We start from the raw sequence: 26,147 nt of genomic DNA, 5'->3' as shown, positions 1-26,147 counted from the left end.
AAAAAGGCGACTTGATGGTCGCCTTGGATATTTAAATCACATGTTTGAATAATTGGGGCCGCCACCGCCCTCTGGGGTGTCCCAATTGATGTTTTGTGATGGGTCTTTGATGTCACATGTTTTGCAATGAACACAGTTTTGTGCATTGATTCTGAAGGTTTTTTCTCCACCTTCTTCAACCACTTCATAAACTGCTGCTGGACAATATCGCTGTGCAGGTTCAGCCCATTTGGGTAAATTCACTGCGATAGGAATGTCCTTATCCTTTAACTCTAAATGACAAGGCTGGTCTTCTTCGTGGTTGGTGCTGGATAAAAACACCGATGACAAACGGTCGAAAGAAATTTCATTGTCAGGTCTTGGGTATTCAATCTTTTTGCACTCAGCAGCCGGTTTTAATGTCGCGTAATCTGGTGTTGGGTTGCGCCATGTGAAGGGCAGTTTGCCACGAAAGATGTTTTGGTCCATGAAAGTGAAAGCGGCGCCAAAAAATGTGCCCAACTTGTTCAAAGCAGGTTCAAAGTTTCTGCTTTGTTTCAATTCGGCATAGATGCTTGAGGCTTTGATGTTGTCGCTGTAAGCGGTTAATTCACCTGTGGCTTTTTCAGCCAATAAGGCTTCGGCCAATGTTTCTGCTGCCACCAAACCTGATTTTAATGCGGTGTGTGTGCCTTTGATTTTGGCTGGATTCAAAAAGCCCGCTTCACAACCAGCCAACAAACCGCCTGGGAAGGTCAGTTTAGGCAAGGATTGAAAGCCACCTTTGTTCATCGCACGTGCACCATATGAGACGCGTTTACCGCCTTTGATGACGTTTTTAACCACTGGATTTTGTTTCCATTGCTGGAAGGTTTCAAAAGGAGAAAGGTATGGGTTGTCATAATTCAGTGCAACGACAAACCCCAAAGCGACAGTGCCTTTGTCTAAATGGTATAAGAAACCGCCACCTTCGGTGTGGTTATCCAATGGCCAACCCAAAGTGTGAACCACCTTACCGACTTCAGAACTGGCTTCGTCAATTTGCCAGACCTCTTTGATGCCCAAACCATAATGTTGTGGGTCGGCATCTTTTTGTAAATCAAATTTGGCCATCAGTTTTTTACCCAATGAACCGCGACAACCTTCAGCGAATATGGTTTGTGGTGCCAATAATTCATAGCCGGGTTCGAATGAGCCTTTGGCTTGGCCATCAGCGCCGACGCCCATGTCGCCTGTAACAATGCCACGTACTGAACCGTCTTCGTTATAAAGGATGTCTTCAGCAGGGAAGCCTGGGAAGATGTTAACACCCAAATTTTCAGCTTGTTCACCTAACCAACGGCACAAATTACCCAATGAAATGATGTAATTGCCATGGTTTTTCATCGGTGTGGGGATTAGCATATTAGGCACTTTCTTGCCTTTGTCTAAACCACGCAAGTAATGAAATTCATCATCAGTGACTTCGGTTTTAACCGGTGCACCCATGTTTTTCCAGTCTGGAAACAATTCAGTCAGTGCGCCTGTTTCAACGACGGCTCCTGATAAAATGTGGGCACCAATTTCAGACCCTTTTTCGACCAAAGCGATTTGCCAGTCTTTACCATGTTCTTGAGACAGTTGCGCCAATCGACAAGCCGTTGCTAAACCCGCAGGCCCGCCACCCACAATCACCACGTCAAATTCCATTGACTCTCTTTCTATTTCGTTCACATTATCATTCATGCTTAAACCCTATAACTGACAAATTTCATTATTTTCGACATTGCTGTCATGACGTTTTTTACTGTTTGCGGCAGTTCGACACCGCCGGCTGACTTGGCATTTTCGCCATGTCTGATTTCATCGGCTTGCATTTGTTGCAAAATCTTTAACGATCGTGGATCGTCATCGCCAATGTCTTCAATGTGTTCTTGTAAATGGCTTTCTACTTGGTGTTCAGTCTCCATCACAAAACCATAACTGATGGGGTCGCCAAATTTAGCTGCCACTGCGCCCAGCATAAAAGAATGGGCATACCACAGTGGATTGGAGATGCTGGGCTTGCCACCCAATTCATCCAAGCGCACTTGACACCAATTCAAATGATCCTGTTCTTCACTGGCCGCTTGTAACAAATGTTCGCGAGTTGAACTGTCTTTGGCCATCATGGCCTGTCCATTGTACAAGGCTTGGGCACAAACTTCACCGGTGTGGTTGATGCGCATCAGGCCAATGGTGTGTTGCTTGCGGGCCTTGGTCAATTGAACTTCTTTTGATGTGCTGCCAGGACGTTGAGCAGCCACATCAGATTGGTGGCCCAAAGTTTTTAAACCTCGGTCCAATTCAATCATCAATCGATCTAATCCTGTGTGGCTGGTCTTTCTCATTTGTACAGTCTACTTCTCTGTGGCGGTGGTTTACTTGCGCGTATTTTAGCACCGAAGCATTAGAGTATAAACTCAAAAATAAATGGTTTAATTGTGCCAATTCAATCTACCTATACAAATGGCTAATAGCGGTATAAAGTTCATTCTGTAGCTGTTAGAATCTATCGCTGTAAAATAAGTTTGAGTCAAACTCTGGCCCAACAATCAAACAAAAGGAACATAATCAATGACCAAAGTTAAACAACTTTTTAGAAGAACGGCGACCTGTCTGGCTGTGATTTCACTGGCCGCTTGTGCAGGTGTTCAAGAAAGGAAAAGTACCCAAGAGGGAGTAAACATGACAACAAAAAATGACGGCGTGCTGTTGACCAATGAAGCCATTTTTAAAGACTGGGAATACAACGCCAAACGTCCTGGCGTGGTTCGTTGGGCAGAAGACGGCGCCAGTTTTACCGCTTTAGAAACGGCCAAAGGCTTTGAAGATGCTGAACTTGAAAAAGACCGTTATGGTGATGACATCAAGTTGTATGAAGAAATTGTTCAATATGATCCAGCTACTTTAGACCGCGAAGTGCTGATTACTTTGGCACAATTGACACCAGAGGGTGCTGAAAACGCCTTGCCAGTCGATGATTATGTTTGGTCAAAAGACAAAAAGCGTGTTTTGATTTATACCCAAGCCGAATATGTATGGCGTGACAAAACCCGTGGAGAATACTGGGCGTTAAATTTAGAGAATGACGACTTGTGGCAATTGGGTCAAAAAGACGCGGAAGCCAGCCAAATGATGTTCGGTAAATTTTCACCTGATGGTTCAAAATTTGCCTATGTCTATCACAATAATATTTATGTTCAAGATTTGAACAACCGTGAGATCACTGCCATCACCACGGATGCATCAGATACCATTATCAATGGCTTGTTTGATTGGGCTTATGAAGAAGAATTCAGCATCCAAGATGGCTTCCGCTGGAGCCCTGACAGCCAGCGTATTGCTTATTGGCAATTGGATACCCACGCGGCGCAAGACTTTCACATCATCAACAACACAGACACACTGTATCCAGAAATTACTTCGATTCCTTATCCAAAGGTTGGCGAAGAAAATTCAGGTGCAAAAATCGGCATCAGTACAGTCAAGGATCCCAAAACTGTTTGGGTCACTTTACCCGGTATAGCAAAAGACATGTATGTGCCACGCATGGACTGGGCTGATAATTCAGAACAGGTGTTAATTCAGCAGATGAACCGCAAGCAAGATACCAACACCTTGTTCTATGCTGATGCCAAGACAGGCAAGGCCAAGCCGTTCTTTGTTGAGCAAGAAGAAACGTTTATTGAATTAGTCGAAGACCCCAAGTGGTTAGAGGATTCTGAATCATTTTTGTGGCAAAGCGAACGTGATGGCTGGAAACATGTGTACCGTGTGTCACGTGACGGAAAAACCGTTACAGATTTAACACCGGGCGAATTTGATGTGACTGAATTGGTTTCTGTCGATGAAGATAAGGGGTGGTTGTATTTTATCGCTTCACCTGACAACGTGGCACAGCGCTATTTACACAGGTCTCGTCTGGATGGCTCTGGTGACAAAGTAAGCAGTCAAATGGAGCAGGTAACACCAAAAGCAAACACTGGCACCAACAGTTATAAAATGTCTGGCGATTCAACTTGGGCCATTCACACGGTTTCGAGTTTTATGAAACCACCTGTTTCTTCTTTGGTTTCATTGCCTGATCACAAAGCGCACCACGTGTTAGAAGACAATGCTGAATTGTTTGAGCGTATTGACCAATTGGCCAAAGGTGAAGTGGAGTTTTACAGCGTAGAAGCGCGTGATGGTTTGCGATTGGATGGTTTTATGATGCGACCACCAAATTTTGATCCAAACAAAAAATACCCCATCATCAACTATGTTTATGGCGAACCGGCCAGTCAAACGGCGGGAGACTTCTACACCACTCGCAATATTTGGCATTTGATGATGACGCAAAAAGGTTTCTTGGTTTCATCAGTTGATAATCGCGGTACCAAAGCGCCGCGTGGTCGTGATTGGCGTCGTTCGGTTTATGGCAACATTGGTCCTTTGGGCGCCAGAGACCAATCAGATTCATTGGTTGCGATTTGTAAACGTTGGTCATATGTTGATTGTGATCGTGTGGGTATCTGGGGACACTCTGGTGGTGGTTCTATGACTTTAAACATGTTGTTCAGATACCCTGAACAATACCATGTGGGTGTGTCACGTGCACCAGTGCCTGATCAGCGTTTGTACGATTCGATTTACCAAGAACGCTATTCGGGTTTGTTGGCAGAATTTGAGGACAATTACAAAGAAGCCTCAGCGATTACCCATGCCAAGAACTTGGTCGGAAAATTGTTGTTAGTTCATGGTACAGGTGATGACAACGTACATTACCAAGGGGCAGAACGTTTGCAAAATGAATTGATCAAGCACAACCGCCAATTCGATTTTATGTCTTACCCAAATCGCAGACACGGCATAGTGGAAGGTGAGGGTACGTCATTGCACTTGTACACCATGCAAAGTGATTATTTTATTGAGCATTTGATGGATTGAAGGTTTTCTACTGAGAATGAAGGGGCAACTTAATGGTTGTCCTTTTTTTGAGGATGACTTAATCCTCTTGATTTGTACACAGTTGAGTGATTTCAATAACATCATCCCTAATGGCATTTGTAATGGTGCCGTTTTGTTGGGTACTCCAAGAATCCACCAAAATGCCACCGGTATGTTTGTAAAGGGAAAAATCATTTAAATAAGTGACTTGCCATTCATTGAGCACGAAGGTGTCAGCTTGCTTGTGTTATTCTGGTTCTTTATTTTTAGGTGGGGAATCGGCGTGAACAAAGTTAAGTGTGTATTTATATTTGTATTTCTGGGTTTTGTTAATTTGAGTTTGGCTGAAAAGTCTATTAACAGCAGCTCTTTCAGCAAAGAATACCAAGTCCAAGCCCTTACAATCTACCGGCAACTGATTGCTTACAGAACAGCAGCTGGGTATGGGCAAGTACCAAAAATGGCGGAATACCTTGCCAATCAATTTATCCAAGGGGGCTTTCCAAAAGAAGATGTCAATGTATTGCCATTTAAATCAAGTGATGGTGAAGACATTGCAGGATTGGTGGTTCGATATCGCGGAGATGGATCGGCGAATAAAAAACCGATTTTATTAGTTGCGCACATGGATATTGTCGATGCGTTGCCGAAAGATTGGCAACGAGACCCATATACATTGATTGAAGAGGGTGGTTACTTTTTTGGCCGTGGCACCATGGATAATAAAATGGGTGTTACAACATTAACAACGACTTTTTTGCGTTTGAAAGCAGAAAGTTTCATGCCTACTCGTGACCTCATCATCGCATTCACAGGAGATGAAGAAACAGGGATGTTAAGCACCGAATTACTGGTCACGCAGCACAGGGATATAACGGATGCTGAATTTGCTTTAAATTCAGATGATGGTGGCGGTGGTTTAGATTCAGAGCATAAGCCCACAAGTTTTTGGATGTCAGCGGCTGAAAAGACTTATGCAACATATGAATTAACCATACGAAATCCTGGTGGCCACAGTTCTACACCCAGAAGTGACAATGCGATTTATGATTTAGCTGATGCTTTGAAAAAAGTACAAAATTTTAGGTTTCCTGTTCGTTATAATGACATTACATTGCGTTTTTTTGCCGAGTCTGCAAAGGCAGAATCTGGAAATTTAAGTCAAGCCATGTCTGAATTTGCCAAAGACCCGTCTAACCAAGAGGCGATTGACTATTTATATGAAAAACCGTCATATGTGGGTATAACACGAACCACTTGTGTGGCCACCATGCTCAATGCAGGGCACGCTGAAAATGCTTTGCCTCAATCAGCAACGGCCACGGTAAATTGTAGGATTTTTCCTGGGATTAAACCTGGTGAGGTTAAAACTGTATTGCAAACGGTCGCTGGGGAAAATGTTGAAATTGAGATGCTGGAAAAACCATTAGCCAGTCCAGCCTCGGAATTAAGAGAAGATGTAATTCGAGCAGTGACTAAGGCAGTCCAAATGCGATACCCGAATGTGCCCGTTATTCCGGCGATGGTTCCATGGGGCACAGATGGTAAAGTTTTACGCGCCAATGGCATCCCTACTTTTGGTGTTTCCGGCATGTTTTTACGTGATGAAGATGCTTTTGCTCATGGCTTGAATGAACGCATGCCTGTGAAGTCCTTTTATTCTGCATTAGAGCATTGGTACATTATTTTGCATGAATTAGCTGGTAAGCGGGCTCAAGTTGGTGACTGAGTTCACATTTCATCATTCAGACTATGAGCGAAAACTTTGATTCTGGTGTTCAGGGTGGTATTTTGATAACTTCACTTGCTGTCAAAGCTTATGTCGTTGCAATGAAGCACATTGCCTTCATATCGGCGCTCAAAATTGGCGCTTTAGGCGAGGCTGGTATCCAGTTTGCGGAACAAACAAAGCGAAGCGTTCTTAAACTTAAGCCGAAACAAAGAAAATACAGGATAAACAATCATACTTAAGAACCATCAAATAATTCACATAGCTTCTCTGTTCAAACACTGGATTACGGCCTTCGCCGCAATGACGCTCCTACCGTCACTCCGGCGAAGGCCGGAGTCTAGTTTGCGGAGCAAACAAAGCGAAGCGTTCTTAAACTTAAGCCGAAACAAAGAAAATACAGGATAAACAATCATACTTAAGAACCATCAAATAATTCACATAGCGTCTATGTTCAAATACTGGATTGTGGCCTGTGCCGCAATGACGGTAAGGGAATTTTACTCAGTCAAGCAGTAAGCGGGATCTTTGATATCCGCTTGGTCAATTCTTTTTTCGTAGAGGTATTCGGTTTGTTTGATGAAGTTTTCGAATTCGGTGTGCATGGGGTTATTGCGTATGCGGTCTTGCTCAATGCCTTTAAGTACATCATTGAAGCGGTGTTCGTTGATGTAGTCCAATAAGCATTGTCGTTTTTCTTTGTAAGTTTCAAGTTGTGATTGAACAGTCGTTGCGGCATCTTTTTTGTTAGTTACTTCAAGCACTGACTTTTTGATTTGGTAACCAACAATTGTACTGATGTCATCGCGGCTTTTTTCTATCAAAATATCTGCAACCTTCAAGCACTGATTATGAAGTGAGCTGTCTTTTTTACAATAATCCATAAGAACGCGAAAGCCTGGAACAGGAAAGCTCATTAGTGTTGATACTTCAACAAGATACAATAACTCTGTTCGCATGTGTTTTTTACGACTTGCTTTGGCTTCATCGCTGGGTGATTGCATTTTTTTATAAAAGGCCAGTTCATTGTCAACGACTTCTTGAGGCATGGGGTTGGCAGTAGCGTAACGCTTGATGGCTTCTTGGAAACTGGGCAGCAAATAAAAATGCATGTCACTGTAGGCGGTTTTTGTCATCAGATTGAGTAGTTTGGTGATTTTTTCTTGGTCATTTTCTTGTATGGAAAGCGCCAATGGTTGGATGTAACTGATGAGGTTAAGCCGGTCATGTTTAATCCGAGAATTGATCATCAATGGTTTGTCACAATGCGGCACGATGCTTTGATAAAAACAAATGCCAGCCAAAATGGTTATGGTTTCTGGTCTTAACTGGGCTGCATTTTCTACCAAATTATTGATGTTTTTTGCTATCTGCTCGGCGGGTAAATTGGATGGCTTTTTCTCCTGACCCTTGATGACGCTCATGCCTTGACGGTGGCTGTCATCATTGACTATGCGAAACAATGCCAGGGCCAATAAATAAGGGTCTTCAGTTTCTGCAAGGAATTTATTTAAACCTGCATGCCACTGGGCACTGAGTTTGAGCGCCATTTTTTGCTTTTGTGATTCTGCTGGGGATAGCATGACACCCAAGTCATGGATGTTTTCTGGCGTTAAACCAGATTTTTTTTCTCCTTCTGCTAAACCGAACGTGGGTATTAACAATAACAGCAGTAAGTATTTCCGCAGGTACTTCATATCAGACCCTCAATAATGATTTGGCTTCTTCAATATAGGCATTGCGTTTGAATAACAGTTGCAATTGTGTACCGCCGACCTGTCGCCACAGCATGGCGGCACGGATGCCGGCCAATAATACAGCGCGTATTTTTTCTGTGGTAGCCGGGTTTTTAAGGTGAAATGGTTGGCCTGCCACAATCACACGTGGTTGCATTTGGCTGATGGTTTGCGAATAGATGTTAGCGAGCTTGGTAACAACTGCGTCATTGAAGGGTTCGTCTGCAGTTTGTAGCACTTTAGAATTACTCAGTCCCTGACTGATTTGGTTAATCATTTCATCACGGCTGGTTAACTTGCCTTGTAGACTGAGTAGGGTGATGGTGTATTTAATGATGTTGATGTAATGGGCATCTTTATTAAATGATTTGATCAAGGCATTCAAGCCCATGGCCAAGCCACTCATGTCATTATTGAATACATCTTCTGTACTGGCGGCATCAATTTTATACAAGCTGTTCAAGCTGGTTTCCCAGCCTTTTGGATCGCGAATGGTGCCAGAGTTGGCCAGTTCGTGGGCTAAAGATGATGCTTGATATACGGCAGCCAGTGCTATGGTTTGGTCTCTCATGGTGTTAATTCTTCAGTTCGCAAGTTGATGTGAGTCGATTAGAGTGTTCAATGATGGCGCCACCTAGGCAGATTTCACCGTCATAAAACACAATCGATTGGCCAGGTGTGATGGCACGTTGATTTTGGTCGAATACCACTCTGATTTCACCATTTTCATTGATGGCTGTTATGGTGCACTCCTGGTCAGGCTGACGGTACCTGATTTTGGCTTGGCAAGTGAATGGCAGCTTCGGTGCTTTACCAGAAATCCAAGTCACTTGTGATGCGACCAATTCATCATCCATGATCAAATGGTTGTGTGTGCTTTGGCCCGCAATCAATTGGTTTTTCTTGTGGTCTTTGGCAATCACAAACCAAGGTTCGGATAAGGCATTTTTTACACCACCGATACCAAGACCTTGCCTTTGTCCAATGGTGTAATACATCAAACCAGAATGTTTGCCAATCACTTGGCCATCGGGTGTAACGATTTTTCCAGGGTTTGGCTTGAGGTATTGTGATAAGAAATCTTGAAAGCGTTTTTCACCAATAAAACAAATGCCAGTTGAATCTTTTTTATCAAAAGTGGAAAGCTTCAAAGATTCAGCAATTTGTCTGACTTCAGGCTTGTCTAATTCACCCACTGGAAACAGTGAACGAGACAGTTGGTATTGGTTGATGGCGTACAGGAAATAGCTTTGGTCTTTGTTGTTGTCCAAGCCTTTGAGTAAGAAAAATTCGCCGTCTTTTTCGTCTTTGCGCACGTAATGACCAGTGGCCATCATTTCATAGCCCAAGTCGTCACAGTGGTCGAGGAAAGTTTTGAATTTAATTTCACGGTTACACAATATGTCAGGGTTGGGTGTTCGCCCTTTATTGTATTCACTGAGGAATTCTTCAAATACATAATCCCAGTATTCGCTGGAAAAATTGCGGCGATGAAGCTTTAAGCCCAGTCTATCAGCGACAGATTGCGCGTCTTTGACATCCTCATCAGCGGTACACACTTCAGTGGTGTCATCTTCTTCCCAGTTTTTCATGAACATGCCGGCCACGTCGTGACCTTGTTGTTGTAAAAGTGCCGCGCTGACTGAAGAGTCTACGCCGCCTGACATGCCTATGATGACTTTTTGTTTCATGGTATTTTAATTTTGTGTATCAGTCGTAAAAGCTGAACACATCTAAGTCGGTTGATTTGCCTTTGATATGGAGGTCAATGTGGTGCAAAACAAGGGGTGAACGCAGTCTATGGGCTTCTAATGCCACTTCATCTCGGGTCATCCAAATGGCCCTGATGATGCCGTCATCGAGTTCCTGTTCAGGGTCGAATTCTATGGCCGTACCGGCAAAGCAAGAGCGCAGGTAGTGGTTTTTACTGTTCTCGCTGGTCCATTGTGAAAATTCAATCAGGTGGTCTACCTTGATGTGCCAACCTGTTTCTTCTAAAGTTTCGCGTACAGCCGCTTCAGCTAATGATTCGTTAGGCTCTAAGTGACCTGCTGGTTGGTTCAATGTTTTGACACCATAAATGTCTTCTTCAACCATTAAAAACTTACCGTTATCTTCAACAATGGTTGCTACAGTCACACGTGGCAACCAATCCCTGACGTCACTTGAGGCAGGTGTGGAGGGAGGGGTCATGCTTTTTTGCCCATTAATTTCAATCCAAAGAACATGCCCACCGCTGAAACACCCAATGACAACCAAGGCGAAAATCCAAAACTGGCAGGAATGATACCTAATATGATGGCGAATCCACCGGCAAAGAAAGCATAAGGGATTTGTGTCCTTACGTGTTCAATGTGGTCACAGCCTGAGGCCATAGAGGACAAAATGGTGGTGTCTGATATGGGTGAACAATGATCGCCCCATACCGCACCGGCGAGAATGCTGGCAATGGTGACATACAATAAATAATGGTGCTCAGGATCAGTAAAACCTTGTGTAGCCATCAAACTCCAAACAATGGGAATCACCAAAGGTATCAATATGCCCATGGCACCCCAGCTTGAGCCAGTGGCAAAAGCAGTCAATGCAGACAATAAAAAGATAATCACTGGCAACCATTGAACTGCCAATGAGTCCTCAATCAAAGAAGTCAAAAAAGCACTGGTTTGTAATGTTTCCGTGACTGCAGAAAGTGACCAAGCCAACAACAAAATGGTCATGGCCAACATCATAGATTTCAGACCTTTGTACCAAGCATTAACGGTTTGTTGTAATGTTAAAATGCCTTGACTGATGCTTAAAAATGCAGCAACGATTACTGCAGCCATAGACCCCCAAAGCAAAGCTTGGTATGAGTTTGAATTGCCAACGATGTCTTTGATGCTTTGGTTTTCGACTGATGGATCGTGACCGGTGACATATAAGCCGACCATCACAGAACCAATTAAAAATACTATGGGTAAAACCGCATTAATGGCACGGTGTGGTTTGTCCTCTACAGGTTGAATTTCTTCCTCTGCATGTGATTCTTTATCCAAAGAGCTGACAGAGGCATTTCTGGCACGGACTTCAGCGTGATACATGGGGCCAAAATCCAAACCGGTGCTGGCAATGTAAATGGTCAGTAACAAAGCCAAAATAGGGTAAAAACTGAATGGAATGGTTTGTAAAAACACCGCATAGGCGCTCATGCCTTCATAGCCGACACCTTTCAATGCATCGTCAATCAAGCCCACTTCAAACCCCACCCATGTGGTGATTAAGGCAATACAAGCTATGGGTGCTGCTGTTGAATCGACCAAATAAGCCAGTTTCTCTCGTGATACCTTCATCTTATCAGTCACCGGACGCATGGTGTTACCTACGACCAGGGTATTGGCGTAATCATCAAAGAAGATGCTCATGCCCATGCCAATGGTGGCCAAACTGGCACGCTTGGTGGTGTTGGCCCATTTGATGATGATGTTGACAATGCCGACCATACCGCCATTGCGCGATGTGATGCCGACCATGCCGCCAATCATCAAAGAAAACAAAATCACAGAAGCGTGGTCTTTGTCTGCCAAAGCATTCACGACATAAGTTTCAAAAGCTTGAACAGGTGCTAAGAAAAAGGCTTGTAAGCCTAAGTCAGCAATGATCCAAACACCGACAGCCAATCCGATAAACAAGGCAGGAAGCACATTACGGAATAACAATGCAATCGCAATGGCCAAAAGTGGAGGCACAATAGACAGCCAGGTTCCTGCATACTGACTGACTGTTTTGGCTTCTTCCTCAGCGCCAAAAGCCACTCCAGACAGAAACAATAAAAATGTGATCAAAAGGTGTTTGTGACTCATAAATTCCCTGTTTTTTTAATTTGTTATTTATATGTTTTTTTATTTAGGCAGCGATTGTATCACGCGTGGATAAATTGCTCAAAATTTACAATTGCCTGCCTTAGGAAATACGAAAAGATAAAGGTGAGAACCATTGTATTTGTTGTTAAAGTTCAAATCCAAAGTGGCTTTGTAAAAGGTTGGCTGCCAAAATCACTTCATTTCGAAATCCTGGCATATAGTGGCTTTCAATGTATTCAAAATAGTTGAGTCCACAGGCCGTTTCGTGGTCCACACAACGCGCCAACATCAAGCCGCTGGTTGCTGAACAATCGGCACTTGATTGACATGCAATCAAGGTCATTGCTTGGTTCATTGCCATGAGGGAAACTTGCTCATTATTACCACCCAATGTGTCGTGAATCATGGGGAGAATGTGCTGTTTAAAATAGGGCTTTAGTAAAGATGTGGCCATGATCAATTCATTGCCATTCATGTTTCTTATGGTCTCTAAGGCTTGGTCAGCCAGCATATCACTCAGTTGACTGCGGCTGTTCATCATTTGTAAATAGATGTGGTCTTTGCCGTATTTGCTCATGCTGTCGCTCATTCGAGTCACCATGTTATCAACTTGGTAATTCTTGACTTGTTTGATTTCAGTCTCGCACCGATCCTGATAAGGTTGTAGAAACTGTTTCTGTTTTGCATTCAAAGATGATAACTGTGACGTCTTGTCATTGTTTTGAATGATGCACAAGCTGAAATGGTTGATGCCCATAATCATATCGACTAATGGGTCTTGGTGAAAAAATTGGTTGCGAGGCAGGTCTTCGGATGATTGATTTGATGTTTGAGATCCAATAGTTTTGGTTTTATCAGTTATTAGGGTTGACGTTTTTTTATTGGGAAGTTGTTTTGTGCTTTTGGTGCTTTTAGATTCATCAATTGAATTTTCCTCGATTGAATCAGTGACTGACCAAAACGAGAGGAATAAAAAGATTGAAAATAATACCACGCTGATGATGATTACTTTTTTCATCAGAACCATTCCTTAAGTAAAGTTTCTACATCCAGCAGTTGATTTTCAGACAGTAAGTTATCGATATAGTGGGTAGTCACTGCTTGGTCGCAAGCTTTTGTGGCATCTGGGTTCATAAATTCTAAGCACAAAGTTTCAGTTAATTCTGATTCTGGGCCACATGGGTATCCGAGTTCGCAAGCCCTAAAATTAGTGACGGCTTGCTCTAACCACATGCCATATTCTTCAGGTAATATTGTTTTTCCATATTGTTTTTCATAAGCATTGAATGCTACTTTGTGCGAATCGTTGTTGAATAAATCATACATGGCTAACAATGTATCTGGATATGGCGTTTTATAGTAGTTTTGAATCAACTGTTGAGCTATTGTGTCTTTATTTGATTGTTGGTGATTAATTTGCTCATGATCATAGTACGTGTTGGCAGCTATTTGTTTATCTAGGTCTGCCATTTGCGCATCGAGTTTTGCCACCAAATCTTGGTCGGCTTCGCTGTACCCGCCAAAAAGTAATGTTCTTTGTGGGTATTCTTTGCGCAGCGCATTTCGTTGATTGTTGAGGTCAAAAAATAGATTGTGATCAATGCGTTCACCCCTTTTTAAATTGTTTAAAAGTCCTGAGGTGTGTTTAAACTCAGTGATTTGCTTTAGTATCGACTCCAGCGCTTTTTCTTCATCGGTTTTGGGCTGTATGCTTTGGTAGCGTTGTTGTAATCTGATGGAGATTTGTGTCGAATAGGGTAGGTCTATGAAGGCATGGGCCAAATGTTGGCATTTACCCACACGCTTTTCAAAATTAAGTTTCTGTAAGTCACTCAACACATCAAATTTATTGGCTTGAAAACCGGGAATGGCGAATGCATAAGCAGGTGAGCCAGCGTCAATGGCAGCGATGATTTGTTCACAACGATTGAAATACCTGTAATCCCTGTACGCTTGTAAGAAAGTGGGGGTCTTGTTTAAAGGTTTAGGGATTTTACCAGCCAACTGTTTAAACCAATTGTCCCGAAACCTTGTATCGTTCTGGCTTTGTTTTTCTTTCGCTTCTTTCTCAAATTTCTCAAGATCAAACGCAGGTTTTTGAGTGACTGTATTGGGTGTGTTTACTTGTTTGGTGAGTGTTTTTTCTTCATTTTGTTTCAGCCAAAAGCTGGTGAAGATCAGCAAGACAAATGCAAGTAACACTTTAAGGTTTCTTTTGTTCACATTTTGAGCTTTTTATGAGTTGGTATCATGATAATGAAAATACAGATTGTTGTAAAGGTGCACTTTTTTAGTGGTTTTTAATGTCAATAAATTGGTGGATGTTTTTACCAAGATTCTTAGGTGTGCAGTTATGATGTTGTTTGTAAAAAAACATAAATGCATGGTTTGAATTTATAAAACTCATTCAAAATACTTTAAATCCATGTGATTGTTTTGATATCATTATCTGCTTTTTTTCAGGGGAGATGTATGAAGTTTAAAGTAATAACAATGACGCCATGTTTGTTTTTGGGTTTAGTCGCTTGTGGTTCAGATCAATCAAGCAGCCCGTCAGGTGAGGCTTTGGGTAATGGCCAGCAGTCTGCCAAAAAAACTGAGCCAGTGGCAGTTTCTGGTTCAACGTTAAATAACTATATGTCAGATGAAAAAATATGTGCTGTGATTGATGTTGAGGATTTGAAATCAACATTCAATATCACTACTGAAATTAAATCAGAGCAGTATTCTTATGGCAGCAATTTCACATGTAAGTTCATGTGGGACAGGGCTGACAGTGAAGCCAGAGAAAAGCTGATGTTAGATAACATGATGGTTTCAGCACAAAATGGAGGCAAGGGCAAATTATCTATGAGGCAGAAGGTCCCAAGCAGTGAATTAAGTATTTCATTGTCTGAAGCAAGACGCAAAGCTTCAAACTATGTACCTCGAAAACTCAGTCCAGAGCAGTTGCAGGCCCAAATTGATGCAGCCAAGGCAGCGGCAGAAAAGCGTTTAACAGCAGATCAAAAGGCGGTCGCTGGAGATATGGCAAATGACATGGTTGAAAAAATGATGAAGAAAAACAACGAGAATCAGGTTGTTGACGGTGTGGGTGATGCAGCCTATTGGTCAAAAGTGGGATTTGGTGGTTTGAATGTGTTGAGTGGTGACGTAAATGTCAGTATTGCGCCGATGATTGGTGACACAGAAGAAGCTGATATTGAAAATGCCAAATTGGTTTTTAATCTGTTCAAAAAGTAATTGAATAATAAATTCACAGGTTTCAGATTCTAATCGCTGAAACCTGTGGTTTTTTGATGTGATGTTACAGTAGTTTAATGACTGCGCCGATCATGCCACCAATGATGAGGACATGCGCTGAAAGGAAGGTCAAAGTGAAACCAATGCCTCTGGATTTTGGGTCATTGACATAGGCTTTGTAATACAACATGCGGCCAATGAAGAAAACGACACCCAAGCCAGCAGCGGTCAAAGCGTGTACGTATGAGGCGAATAAAAACATGCCCGGAATAAAGACAACCAATAACTCCAGTGTATTTTGTTGTACTCGGTAATAACGTTCAAATATTTCATGACCGGTAACAGCAGGTGCATTGACATCATAGGTGCCACGGGCTTTACCGACCATGATAGAAAAAAACGTGTACTGCAATAAAACCAAAACCAAAACAATCGCTACATATTCCACAACAAATCCTCAAGCATAATAGGGCATATCAGTTTATATCAAATGTGTTTGAATCTGAGTTTTATTTATTCAGTGTTGAACCGTTCAAAACAGCGAGGCGTTCGGGGCTGCCTATATCATTCCAGATACCTGTGTGTTGTTTGGCTGATGCCTTGTTGAGTTTTATGGCTTGTTTGATCAAAGGAACCACTGAGAATTTACCATCTAAATCGGCCAACTCAAAAAGTTTGGGTGAATATAGGCCTATACCACTGTAAGTGAGTTTTTGTGCTTGTTGTTCTGAAAGTCTGCCGTTCCGGATAGAAAAGTCACCTTTTGGATTGTGGTCAGGATTATTGACTAAAACAAGGTGTGCTAAGTCCTCTGCATTGAGTTGTGGCAAGTATTTGTAATTAAAGTCAGTGAACACATCGGCATTGACCACCAGAAAAGGCATTTCACCTAATAAAGGCAGCGCCTTTAACATACCGCCACCCGTTTCCAATGGCTCATCTTCTTCATCAGATATTGAGATGCTCAGGTCAGCAAATTGATCTTGAGCAACAAAATCAATAATTTGATTTCTAAGCCAAGATACATTAATTACGATGTCTGAAATGCCAGCAGCCCTCAAAGCTTCTAAATGCCATTGTAACAGCGGTTTATCTTTAACTTTGACTAAAGGTTTAGGCGTCTTGAGTGTCAGTGGCCTCAGCCTTTCGCCTTTTCCAGCGGCCAGTATGAATGCTTTCATGCGATTTGAAATCGAGGTTGAATTTTATCAAGTAAACGATTGAAGTCAGCCAATTCAGGGTAAGCCAAACAAGTTATTTGTAGGTGTTTCATGGTGCGTGGAATATCATATAAATAATGTTTTTTTCCATCTCTGTAGTTCAGTCGGCAAAAAATGCCAATCGCTTTCATGTGTCTTTGTGCGCCCATCAAGTCAAACCACTTAAGAAAAGTCGCTTGATCGTGGTTACTTTGGTGTTTCTGATTGTATTCATGCCTGAATGAGTCTACCCATTGATAAACTTGATCTTCAGGCCAAGCAATATAACAATCTTTGTAAAGTGATACCAAATCATAGGTTAAGGGCCCATAAACAGCATCTTGGAAATCAATCACCGCCATTTGACCACTCACCTGAGGCATCAGGTTGCGACTGTGAAAGTCACGGTGGACAAAAGTTTGTGGTTGGCTCAATGCATTATCAATCAGTAACTGTTGGACTGCGCTGACTGTGGCTTGCTCGTTGTCAGTTAAAGTCACTCCCAGATGACGATCGATAAACCACTCATTGAACAAATTCATTTCAGTGGTTAATAAAGCCTCGTCATATGCAGGTAAGTTTGAGGCATTGGATGTGATGCTTTGCATGAGGTGAATCTGGTCACAGGCTTTTCCATATAAGTCATCAGCATTATTGTCATTTAACTCACCTAACAACAGGGTGCTCCCTAAATCACTGAGCAACAAAAAACCCAAAGACAAGTCCTGGGCAATGATTTCAGGAACGCACACCTCATTTTCAAACAGCAGCTTTTGAATTTCAATGAACGGTGCGCAGTCTTCATGACTGGGTGGTGCATCCATCAATACCCAGGTTTTATTGCCTTGGGTCACACGGTGATATGAACGAAAGCTGGCATCTTCTGATGCTGATTCAACTTTAAAACCTGCACCGGCAGATGGGTTGATTGTGGTCAGTTGTTCACTGAGCCATTGTTGCATTTGTTGTTGGCGATTCATCTGTTTTTGTTAATTGTCCTTATTATCAATAGGGTTTGTTTCTTCATTATGACTTGCGGGTTCAATGGCTTTTGGCCCAATTTCTGTTTCGCTGGACTTTTTGATGACGGTGGTGATGACATGGCTGTGTTCAAAATAAACCACAAAATCAGCGTAAGCCCATTGTGTGATGGGTGGTTCGCCTACTGGTGCAGATTGACTTAATGGTTCTCCAAACTGTGCTTGAACTTTGGCCATGGTTTGGCTTTTGGTGGGTAAAGACATGCCCGATTTTGATTCAACACGCTCAATCAATAACACTTCTGCATGGAGTGAGTAGGCGGTTAATATCAAAACCAAGGCTGTTAATGCAGTTTGTTTGATTTTATTTTGTACTTTATACATGATGATTCTCGTACTGAAAAAGTCAATTTTACCAAAGCTGATGTTATTTTGTCATAAGCAAAAAAAGATAAGCCAGAATGGGGTGAAATGTTTCATAGAAATTGATTCTGTTTATCACAAGGCTTAAAATAATTGTTTTGAGGGCTTAACAATCATGAAAGCGTTATTTCTTGGCCTGATGATGGCCTGTGGTTTTACTGTACATGCTGACCCATTCGACTATATGGTATTTCAATGGACCGCATCAGATGGTCTGTCACTGTATTCATTACAAGAAGTTAATTTACCTGCACCGAAATCAAAACCTCAAACAGTTAAGTCATCAGACTATGTGGCTGTTGAAAACCATTTCGGTGAAGTCATTCAGTTCATAGATTTAAAACGATTAAAAGTTCAGCGTTCAGAACATCATGGCTTCAATCACATCGCTGACAGCAGTTTTGAACAAGACCAGTTAACTTTTGTTGTCAGGACACCTAAGGGTCAAGCGCAACAATTGCGATTGAATCTCAGAGATCAACCCATTGAGCATTTGTATGCTATCAATGAAATGACCAGTGGGATCGTGGCAAAAAAAACAGGTTCAAAAAAATCGCAAGGCAGTATCGACAACAGGATAAACTTGTTATTCATGGGCGATGGTTACCTGATTAATCAAACCAATACATTTGATCAACACGCCGATGCGGTGATGTCCTATATGCACAGTTTTGAGCCCTATGCCAGTTATGGTCATTTCATCAGTTTTGATCGGTTGTTTTTAGAAAGTGCCCAACAAGGTGCAGACCATCCTACCAGTCCCTGCGGGGGTGTGACCGATCCGCAAGCACCATTATTTGTTAACACGCGTTTTGATGCGACTTATTGTACCAGTGGCATTCATCGTTTGCTGACTGTTAACAGCAGTAAAATTTATACCGATGCCGCGCTGTCTCCTAATTGGGATGAAATTGTGGTGTTGGTAAACGATGGGACATATGGTGGTTCAGGTGGTGGATTTTCAACCATTTCGGCACATGCTCTGGCCACGGACGTTTTTATTCACGAATTTGGTCATTCTTTTACCGATTTAGCTGATGAGTATGATTCGGCCTATCCTGGTTTCCCAACATGTAGTGACATCAATGGGCCTGACTGTGAAGCCAATGTCACAGATGTCACCAGTCGCAACAATTTGAAATGGAACTATTTTGTCAGTCAGTCAACACCAGTTCCTACGCCTGACACACAACAATACAGCCAAGTCACCGGTTTATTTGAAGGTGCCAGGTATTTTGCAGCAGGCATGTACCGACCAGTGAGTGCTTGTAATATGCGTTACTTAGGTTCTCCGTTTTGTCCAGTCTGTCAACAAGCTTTCGTCCAAAAGGTATTTCAAGTGCCCTATGGTTCGGGTAATGCATTATTGAATTTAATCGAGCCTGGCAGTGCTGTTCCAGTAAATAATCAGGCGTCAGTAATGATGGGAGATGTTTTAAATCTCAGTGTTGACAGTTTACAACCCACCCATGACTTGTCTTTTACATGGGAGGTCGCAGGTGGTGTGGTCAGTAGTTATGATTCAAACCTTGTGACCCAAGATTTTGACTTCGTGCCTACACAAAATCAGGTAAATACAACGGTGACAGTGAAAGTGACGGTGAAAGATTTGTCACCCTTGGTTCACAGCTCAATACAACCACAGCTTCCTGTTTTTGAACATACATGGCAGGTTGATGTGATGCCGTTTACAGATTTGATATTTAAGCATGGTTTCGATAACTGATTGACGGCAGAGCCATGTTGGGAAAATTTTAGATTTAACCGTGGTGAGGCATCGGGTATAATCCGTTGATGCGAAAATTTCTGTCAAATCTCTATCAAATTTATGTGTGGTTGTTCCTATATCCTGTGGCATGGACCTGGACTGCTTTGGTTTGTATAGTGATTGCTTTGATGTCTCATGTCGGTGGTGCCAAGTGGGCAGGGCGTTATGTGGCAAGGCTTTGGGGTAAAGTGATTTTATGGATCACACCTGTTAAGGTTAGGACCAAAGGTTTAGAGCTCATTGAAGCGCATCAATCCTATGTGGTGGTTGCCAATCACCAGAGTACTTATGATATTTTAGCGGTATATGGACACATGCCACTGGACTTTAAATGGGTCATTAAACAAGAGTTGAGAAAAGTGCCGTTTTTGGGCTTTGCTTGTTACAAAATTGGCCATATTTTTGTTGACCGAAGGAATCGCCAAGCTTCTTTGGCTTCAATGGAAGCGGCAAAGGCCACATTGGTTGATGGTACATCTGTGTTTTTCTTTCCTGAAGGTACGCGCAGCAGCGGTCAGGCTTTGAATCCATTTAAAAAAGGGGCATTTAAAATGGCCAAAGACTTGGGTTTACCTATTTTGCCATTGTCAATTGCAGATGCCGATAAAGTCATGCCGGCGCAAAGTGTTCGCATCCTGCCTGGAACCATTACTTTGACTTTTCACGAGCCAGTTTCTTTGGCTGATGTGGAAGCAAAACGGACATCAGAGTTGGCTGATTTAACGCAACAAAAAATAGCTTCTGCTGTTTGATTGACAGCATTTTTTAAGTGCTTGGGCTATAATGCTTTTTACTTGTTAACTTTGGTTTGACTATGAAAAAAGTTGTTGGCATAACGCTGTCCTTATTGTTGTTGATTGGTGCTGTGGCATTGAGCAGTTTGAATGCGGAATCTGTGGCATTGAATCTGTATTGGTATCAATTGACCTTGCCCATGGGCTTCTTACTATTGGTTTTCGCTGTTTGCGGTTTGTTATGCGGTCTGTTCATTGCCGGTGTGTGGTGGGTATGGCCAGCCAAACGAGAAGCTGTTCATTGGAAACGACAATACAATCAACTCAACGACAAACAAACGCAAGAAATGAATAATCAACCTGAATCAAATCAACTTTTACCATGAGTTATACTTTTTTATGGGTTTCCACTGCATTACTGTGCGGTATTTTATTGGGTGCTTGGTTGGCAAGTTTGTTACGTAAAAAGAACAATCAACAAAAATTTGAACAACTTAATCACAGGTATTTCAAAGGCTTAAACTATTTACTTAACGATGAATCTGATAAAGCCATTGATGTCTTCATTCAACTTGCGGAAACCTCACACGAAACATTTGAGCCGCAACTGGCTCTGGGTAACTTGTATCGACGAAAAGGTGAAGTTGACCGTGCCATAAAATTACATCAAGCGTTGATATCACAACCTAACTTGCCAGAAAAATACCGCACCCGTGCTTTGCTTGCCATAGGTAAAGATTACATGAGTGCAGGCCTTTTAGACAGGGCAGAGGTGTTGTTTTCTGAGTTGGTTGAATTGGAAGTGCATACACCTGAAGCTTTGATGGCCTTAACCGACATCTATCAACAAGAGCAAGACTGGCAAGAAGCGATTCGATCAGCCAAACGTTTTCAAAATGTTTCAAAACGACAAATGCATGTGCCGATTGCCCATTATTATTGTGAGTTGGCTGATTTGGCATGGGGTCAGGAAGACCTCGAAGGTGCTGAAAAAAATCTGGCTTCGGCTTTGCGTGTTGATGAACGTTGTGCGCGTGCTTTGATTACCCAAGCTGAAATTAAGGTCGCTCAAACTGATTTGCAGGCGGCTTTGGATTTGTATCATTTGGCAGTGAAAGCTGATAAAGATTATTTGCCGCTGTTTATTGATGACATGGCTGCATGTTTCCTCGAATTAGGTCAGGGAGCAGCACTGGAAAGTTGGCTGTTGTCATTGATGGAGACTTACCATGGTGTTTCACCTATATTGACTTTAGCCAAATGGTACGAAAGTGAAAAGGGCGCCACTTTTGCGGCTGATTTTGTTGAGCAACAGCTGCAAAAACGTGCTTCTGTACGTGGTTTAAATGCCTTATTGGAATTGAATTTGTCAAAAGAGGATGGTAGTCCGGATGACGTACAGGATGTCAACCAGAAGTACTTTGAAGTTTTAAAGTCCTTGGTTAATAAACTGCTCAAAGGGAAGCCTCAATTGAGGTGTAGAAAATGTGGCTTTGGTGCCAGACAAAAACACTGGCAATGTCCGTCATGTAAAAACTGGGATGTGGTGAAACCTATTTATGGACTTGAATCTGAATAATTGGCAGCTGATACTGGGCATGTGGTCATGCACAGCTTTGGCTTGTTACCTTTACGTCTACGTGTTTTCTCAACATGCTTTGGGAGACGAGGCCAATCAACGTTCATTGCACCAAGGAAAAACATTGACCGCAGGCGGCGTTTTTGTGCTGTTACCTTGGTTGTGTTATGCGACATACCAATCACCTGAATTATCACCTTTGTATGGTGTTTGGCTGATGTTGTTGGTGGGATTGGCTGATGATGTTTGGCATTGGTCAGCGAAACCCAAATTGCTGGCACAGTTGTTGGTGACTTTGCTGTTGCTGTATCAATTCAATGTTTTTTCTTCAGTCATATGGACTGTGTTTTTATTGTTGGCCATAGTTTGGTGGCTGAATTTATTTAATTTTATGGACGGTGCCAATGGCATAGCAGGCTTACATGCCGCTGTGGTTTTGTTGTTCTATGCGGTAGTTTTGAGTGGCCAGAATGACCATTTGACATTGATGGCTGGTGAATTACTTGGGTCAATTTTACTCTTCCTTGTTTTTAACTTGGCCCTTGGGCGATTGTTTTTAGGTGACGCAGGTAGTTTGCCTTTGGCTTTTGTTCAGGCGTGGTTAGCGGTGTTTGTTTTAACTGAAGGCATCCTGTCATTGCCGCTGGTGGCTTTGTTACATGCTGGTTTTATCGCTGATGCCAGCTACACGTTATTGGTCCGAATAAAAAACCGAGCGCGCTTAAGTGAAGCGCATAACACGCATTTTTATCAACGCTGGGTCAAATCCGGTGCCGGTCATGCCACAGTTGCTTTTTCATATGCAGCTGTGACGGCCCTGTGTGCGATCAGCTGTTATGTCTTAATTGGAAAAGGGTTAACCATTCAATGGTCAGTGGCATTGGCGGTATATGTGCTTTTGGCTGTGTTTTTTATCAAAACTTTACAGCTATCAAGGTAGAATGACGCCATGTTAAATCGATTGTTTCATTTAAGACTCGCAGTGGTTGCCCATGACTTGTTCATGGTTTGGCTGGCGTGGGTTTTGGGTTTTGTTGTGCGTTACAGTTTTTTACCCGAATCTCGCGACATAGAACTGTGGTCATTTGATATCGCTTGCTTATTGGCTATACAAGCGGTGGTCAGTTATTTCTTTAATATGTACCGTGGATTGTGGCGCTTTGCCAGTGTGCCCGATTTAATGAACCTGATGAAGTCTGCTGTATTGGGCGCTTTGTCCATCGCGGTGTTTTTCTTTTTGTGGAATCGATTAGATGGCATACCACGCAGTGTACTGGTACTTTACCCGATTTTTCTGGTGATTTTATGGGGTGGTCCACGCATCACTTACCGAATATGGAAAGACAGGCACTTCAAAATCAGTGCGATTGATAAGCCGCGAGTATTATTGATTGGTGCGGGAAATTTGGCTGATTTATTTATCCGAAATGCGGCCAGTAATGGCTCTTGTCATGTGATGGCCATCATTGATGACACGGCCAAGTTAAAAGGTGCGCAACTGCGTGGCGTTAAAATTCGGCATGATTTAAGCCAAGTGGGTCAGTTGATTACTGACATGTCATTGGATATTGTGGTGATTGCCAAAAGTCAGCCCAGTTCTGAGTTAATCAGGTTGGTGGTGGATCAAGTTGCTGGCAGTCACTGCCAAATTCGCATCACGCCTGACCCAGAAGATTTTGATGCACAATTGGTGAATGTCAGCCAGTTGAAGCCGATTACTGTTGAAGATTTACTGGGGCGTGACAAAGTTGAGTTAGATTGGAAGCCCGTTGCTGATTTTGTTAAAAACAAATCGGTTTTGGTAACCGGTGGTGGCGGTTCAATTGGCTCTGAGCTGTGTCGCCAGTTGACACGTTTTGGTGTCAGTCAGTTGACCATTGTTGACCATGCTGAATACAATTTATATGCGATTGATAAAGAGTTAAGTGCCAGTGGAACGGTTGTGAAATCGTTGTTGGGTAATGTGGTGAATAAAGCCCACTTATTCCATGTCTTCAAACAGGTTAAACCTGACGTGGTGTTTCATGCCGCAGCCTATAAGCATGTGCCGTTGTTAGAATCCCATGCATCTGAAGCGTTTTTAAACAATGTGGTGGGCACACAGCATGTGGCCGACTGTTGTGATGAGTTTAAGGTTGATAAAATGGTGCTGATATCGACTGACAAGGCAGTGAATCCATACAGTGTGATGGGCGCGACCAAACGTTTGGCTGAAAAGTACTGTCAATTCAAAAATCAAATAAGCAACACGGATTATTTGGTGGTGCGGTTTGGAAATGTGCTGGGGTCAGCAGGTTCTGTGGTGCCTTTGTTTGAACAGCAAATTGCCCAAGGCGGTCCTGTGACAGTCACACACAAAGACATGGAGCGTTACTTCATGACCATTCCTGAGGCTTGTCAGCTGATATTACAAGGTTTGGTTTTGGGTGAAAAAAACAGCATATTGGTGTTGGATATGGGTAAACCCATCAAAATCAAGTCTTTGGCCGAACGGATGATTGCATTGGCCGGGAAGGCCGGTCAAGTTGACATCAGTTTCACTGGATTGCGACAAGGTGAAAAATTAAATGAAGAGCTGCACTATGATGTGGAGCAGTTGGCCCACACGCCAGTGGATAAAATTCACGTAGCAAAATACCAAACGGATCAAAAAGCAGGCTTGGTAACAGCCATCAATCAAGCACAAAAACTGGCTTTGGCGTTTGAACAGGATGCTTTGAAGAAAGCTTTGAAGGCCATGGTGCCAGAATTTAAAACCAGCCCAGAGTTGGCCGTGGTTAAAGCGGAAATAAAGGACATAATTAAGGAACAATCATGAAAAAAATCACCAAGGCAGTGTTTCCCGTGGGCGGCATGGGAACGCGCTTTTTACCGGCGACTAAGTCCATCCCAAAGGAACTGTTGCCTATCATTGACAAGCCTTTGATTCAATATGCTGTGGAAGAAGCGATTGAAGCGGGCATAGATACGCTTATATTTATCACCAGTTCCAGTAAACACGCCATCAGTGACCATTTCGATCCGATGCCGGATTTGCGTGAAAAGTTTGCAGAAAATAAACCACATTTGGCGAAAAAACTGGACACCATACCTTTGGAAGTGAAGCGCGTGTTTGTACCACAAGGTCAACCATTGGGCTTGGGTCATGCCGTGTTACAGGCAGAAACGCTGATTGATGAAGATGAAATGTTCGCCGTGATTCTGGCCGATGACTTTATTCAAAGTGAGGTGAATCCGCTTAAACCATTGATGGATGCTGCGATAAACTCACAACAAGCGACCGTCAGCGTAGAGCAAGTGGCTCAAGAGCGTTTGTCATCTTATGGAGTGATTGCACCAAAACAGTGGCAAAATGATGTGACCAAAGTCGATGACATCGTAGAAAAGCCGGTTGTGGCAGATGCGCCTTCTGAGTTTGGCGTGATTGGTCGTTATGTCCTGCCTCACAAAGTATTTGAATACCTCAAAAGAACGCAACAAGATCACAGCGGAGAAATTCAACTCACCGATGCTTTGTTCGAAGCGATGAAAGGCGAAGGCTTACAAGCGGTTAAACTCAATGGTCAGCGGTTCGATTGTGGTTCACAGGAAGGGTTTGTTTTGGCAAACCTGCATGTGGCGATGCAAGATGAAGATTTAAAACAAAGCATATTGAAAGCACTGTCTTGAACTGCCTTTCAGTATTCTTTTGAATTGTATTTCAACTGCAATATAAACACGAATAACTAATATAATGAAACAGATAAGCAATTTAAACTTGAATACATTAAATAGGTATGCGCTTACTGTACATAGATCAGCAAATGTTCGCATTATTTGGCTAAAAAGGGCATTAAATCGACAGGTTTTATTTTGTTAATTGCATATAATGCGTATTTAATAAATTGTTATAAGCCATGAAGAGAGAGTGCCTAGAATGTGAAGAGGTTGCAGTTAAAGTAAAGCTTCTTACATTTACAAACATAATGCATTGCGAGAAATGTTT

The 26,147-nt window shown here is 42.5% G+C and carries 25 protein-coding genes; 12 read left to right on the top strand and 13 right to left on the bottom strand.

Annotation, left to right across the window (positions count from 1 at the left end; translation table 11 throughout):
• Positions 1-36 precede the first annotated feature (36 nt).
• Entirely contained in the window at positions 37-1,704 is a 1,668-nt protein-coding gene (locus tag FET73_RS00850) for an electron transfer flavoprotein-ubiquinone oxidoreductase (protein ID WP_246172626.1), read from the bottom strand.
• 2 nt (positions 1,705-1,706) lie between these two features.
• Positions 1,707-2,348: a 2-polyprenyl-3-methyl-6-methoxy-1,4-benzoquinone monooxygenase gene (coq7, locus tag FET73_RS00845; RefSeq protein ID WP_154222026.1), complete on the bottom strand. Its 642-nt coding sequence runs from the start codon at positions 2,346-2,348 to the stop codon at positions 1,707-1,709.
• 226 nt (positions 2,349-2,574) lie between these two features.
• On the opposite strand from coq7, the gene FET73_RS00840 reads away from it, so the two are divergent.
• The 4 genes from FET73_RS00840 to FET73_RS00825 all read left to right on the top strand — a co-directional run bounded on the left by FET73_RS00840 (position 2,575) and on the right by FET73_RS00825 (position 6,900).
• Positions 2,575-4,929 (top strand): S9 family peptidase, encoded by a 2,355-nt coding sequence (locus FET73_RS00840; RefSeq protein WP_218944238.1) that lies wholly within the window; start codon positions 2,575-2,577, stop codon positions 4,927-4,929.
• A 16-nt stretch (positions 4,930-4,945) separates the two neighbouring features.
• Complete coding sequence (locus FET73_RS00835; protein ID WP_154222025.1) at positions 4,946-5,128, top strand: hypothetical protein; 183 nt, start codon at positions 4,946-4,948, stop codon at positions 5,126-5,128.
• 84 nt (positions 5,129-5,212) lie between these two features.
• A complete protein-coding gene (locus tag FET73_RS00830) occupies positions 5,213-6,658 on the top strand; it encodes a M20/M25/M40 family metallo-hydrolase (protein ID WP_218944237.1) in 1,446 nt (481 codons plus the stop codon).
• A 23-nt stretch (positions 6,659-6,681) separates the two neighbouring features.
• Complete coding sequence (locus FET73_RS00825; RefSeq protein ID WP_154222024.1) at positions 6,682-6,900, top strand: hypothetical protein; 219 nt, start codon at positions 6,682-6,684, stop codon at positions 6,898-6,900.
• Between the two features lie 258 nt (positions 6,901-7,158).
• Here the strand turns inward: FET73_RS00825 and FET73_RS00820 are convergent, their stop codons facing one another.
• From FET73_RS00820 to FET73_RS00790, 7 genes are all read right to left on the bottom strand, one after another.
• Positions 7,159-8,355, bottom strand: a complete 1,197-nt coding sequence (locus FET73_RS00820) for a hypothetical protein (RefSeq protein WP_154222023.1) — start codon at positions 8,353-8,355, stop codon at positions 7,159-7,161.
• Between the two features lies 1 nt (position 8,356).
• On the bottom strand, positions 8,357-8,965 hold the full coding sequence (gene hflD / locus FET73_RS00815) for a high frequency lysogenization protein HflD (protein WP_154222022.1): 609 nt from the start codon (positions 8,963-8,965) through the stop codon (positions 8,357-8,359).
• A 4-nt stretch (positions 8,966-8,969) separates the two neighbouring features.
• The gene (gene mnmA / locus FET73_RS00810) at positions 8,970-10,085 is read right to left on the bottom strand and encodes a tRNA 2-thiouridine(34) synthase MnmA (RefSeq protein ID WP_154222021.1); all 1,116 of its coding nucleotides are present in this window, start codon (positions 10,083-10,085) and stop codon (positions 8,970-8,972) included.
• 19 nt (positions 10,086-10,104) lie between these two features.
• A complete protein-coding gene (locus FET73_RS00805; RefSeq protein WP_154222020.1) occupies positions 10,105-10,587 on the bottom strand; it encodes an NUDIX hydrolase in 483 nt (160 codons plus the stop codon).
• Positions 10,584-12,236: a Na+/H+ antiporter NhaC family protein gene (locus FET73_RS00800; protein ID WP_154222019.1), complete on the bottom strand. Its 1,653-nt coding sequence runs from the start codon at positions 12,234-12,236 to the stop codon at positions 10,584-10,586. Before FET73_RS00800 ends, FET73_RS00805 begins: the two co-directional genes overlap by 4 nt.
• Before the next feature lie 145 nt (positions 12,237-12,381).
• Positions 12,382-13,254: a hypothetical protein gene (locus FET73_RS00795; RefSeq protein WP_154222018.1), complete on the bottom strand. Its 873-nt coding sequence runs from the start codon at positions 13,252-13,254 to the stop codon at positions 12,382-12,384.
• Entirely contained in the window at positions 13,254-14,459 is a 1,206-nt protein-coding gene (locus FET73_RS00790) for a hypothetical protein (RefSeq protein WP_154222017.1), read from the bottom strand. Before FET73_RS00790 ends, FET73_RS00795 begins: the two co-directional genes overlap by 1 nt.
• A gap of 249 nt (positions 14,460-14,708) precedes the next feature.
• Between FET73_RS00790 and FET73_RS00785 the strand changes: the two genes are divergently transcribed.
• Complete coding sequence (locus FET73_RS00785; RefSeq protein ID WP_154222016.1) at positions 14,709-15,479, top strand: hypothetical protein; 771 nt, start codon at positions 14,709-14,711, stop codon at positions 15,477-15,479.
• 64 nt (positions 15,480-15,543) lie between these two features.
• On the opposite strand, the gene FET73_RS00780 is transcribed toward FET73_RS00785, so the two are convergent.
• From FET73_RS00780 to FET73_RS00765, 4 genes are all read right to left on the bottom strand, one after another.
• Positions 15,544-15,927: an MAPEG family protein gene (locus FET73_RS00780; RefSeq protein WP_179952035.1), complete on the bottom strand. Its 384-nt coding sequence runs from the start codon at positions 15,925-15,927 to the stop codon at positions 15,544-15,546.
• A 61-nt stretch (positions 15,928-15,988) separates the two neighbouring features.
• The gene (murU, locus tag FET73_RS00775) at positions 15,989-16,660 is read right to left on the bottom strand and encodes an N-acetylmuramate alpha-1-phosphate uridylyltransferase MurU (protein ID WP_154222015.1); all 672 of its coding nucleotides are present in this window, start codon (positions 16,658-16,660) and stop codon (positions 15,989-15,991) included.
• A complete protein-coding gene (locus FET73_RS00770) occupies positions 16,657-17,658 on the bottom strand; it encodes an aminoglycoside phosphotransferase family protein (protein ID WP_218944236.1) in 1,002 nt (333 codons plus the stop codon). Before FET73_RS00770 ends, murU begins: the two co-directional genes overlap by 4 nt.
• 9 nt (positions 17,659-17,667) lie before the next feature.
• The gene (locus FET73_RS00765; protein ID WP_154222014.1) at positions 17,668-18,042 is read right to left on the bottom strand and encodes a hypothetical protein; all 375 of its coding nucleotides are present in this window, start codon (positions 18,040-18,042) and stop codon (positions 17,668-17,670) included.
• Between the two features lie 154 nt (positions 18,043-18,196).
• Here FET73_RS00765 and FET73_RS00760 point away from each other — a divergent pair, with 154 nt between their 5' ends.
• The 7 genes from FET73_RS00760 to FET73_RS00730 all read left to right on the top strand — a co-directional run bounded on the left by FET73_RS00760 (position 18,197) and on the right by FET73_RS00730 (position 25,831).
• Entirely contained in the window at positions 18,197-19,807 is a 1,611-nt protein-coding gene (locus FET73_RS00760) for a M64 family metallopeptidase (protein ID WP_154222013.1), read from the top strand.
• Positions 19,808-19,875: 68 nt separating this feature from the next.
• Positions 19,876-20,601 carry a lysophospholipid acyltransferase family protein gene (locus FET73_RS00755; RefSeq protein WP_154222012.1) on the top strand — a complete coding sequence of 242 codons (726 nt, stop codon included), beginning with the start codon at positions 19,876-19,878 and terminating at the stop codon, positions 20,599-20,601.
• A gap of 62 nt (positions 20,602-20,663) precedes the next feature.
• Positions 20,664-20,969, top strand: coding sequence for a LapA family protein (locus FET73_RS00750; RefSeq protein WP_154222011.1), 306 nt, complete (start codon positions 20,664-20,666; stop codon positions 20,967-20,969).
• Positions 20,966-22,162 (top strand): lipopolysaccharide assembly protein LapB, encoded by a 1,197-nt coding sequence (gene lapB, locus FET73_RS00745; RefSeq protein WP_154222010.1) that lies wholly within the window; start codon positions 20,966-20,968, stop codon positions 22,160-22,162. Before FET73_RS00750 ends, lapB begins: the two co-directional genes overlap by 4 nt.
• On the top strand, positions 22,143-23,102 hold the full coding sequence (locus FET73_RS00740) for an MraY family glycosyltransferase (protein ID WP_154222009.1): 960 nt from the start codon (positions 22,143-22,145) through the stop codon (positions 23,100-23,102). The genes lapB and FET73_RS00740 overlap by 20 nt, the downstream gene beginning before the upstream one ends.
• Before the next feature lie 9 nt (positions 23,103-23,111).
• A complete protein-coding gene (locus FET73_RS00735) occupies positions 23,112-24,980 on the top strand; it encodes a polysaccharide biosynthesis protein (protein WP_154222008.1) in 1,869 nt (622 codons plus the stop codon).
• Positions 24,977-25,831 (top strand): UTP--glucose-1-phosphate uridylyltransferase, encoded by an 855-nt coding sequence (locus tag FET73_RS00730; RefSeq protein WP_154222007.1) that lies wholly within the window; start codon positions 24,977-24,979, stop codon positions 25,829-25,831. The genes FET73_RS00735 and FET73_RS00730 overlap by 4 nt, the downstream gene beginning before the upstream one ends.
• The last annotated feature ends 316 nt before the right edge of the window (positions 25,832-26,147 follow it).

It is taken from the genome of Marinicella rhabdoformis, assembly GCF_009671245.1.
Lineage (GTDB): Bacteria > Pseudomonadota > Gammaproteobacteria > Xanthomonadales > Marinicellaceae > Marinicella > Marinicella rhabdoformis.
This window is presented reverse-complemented; position numbering and strand designations above follow the sequence as displayed.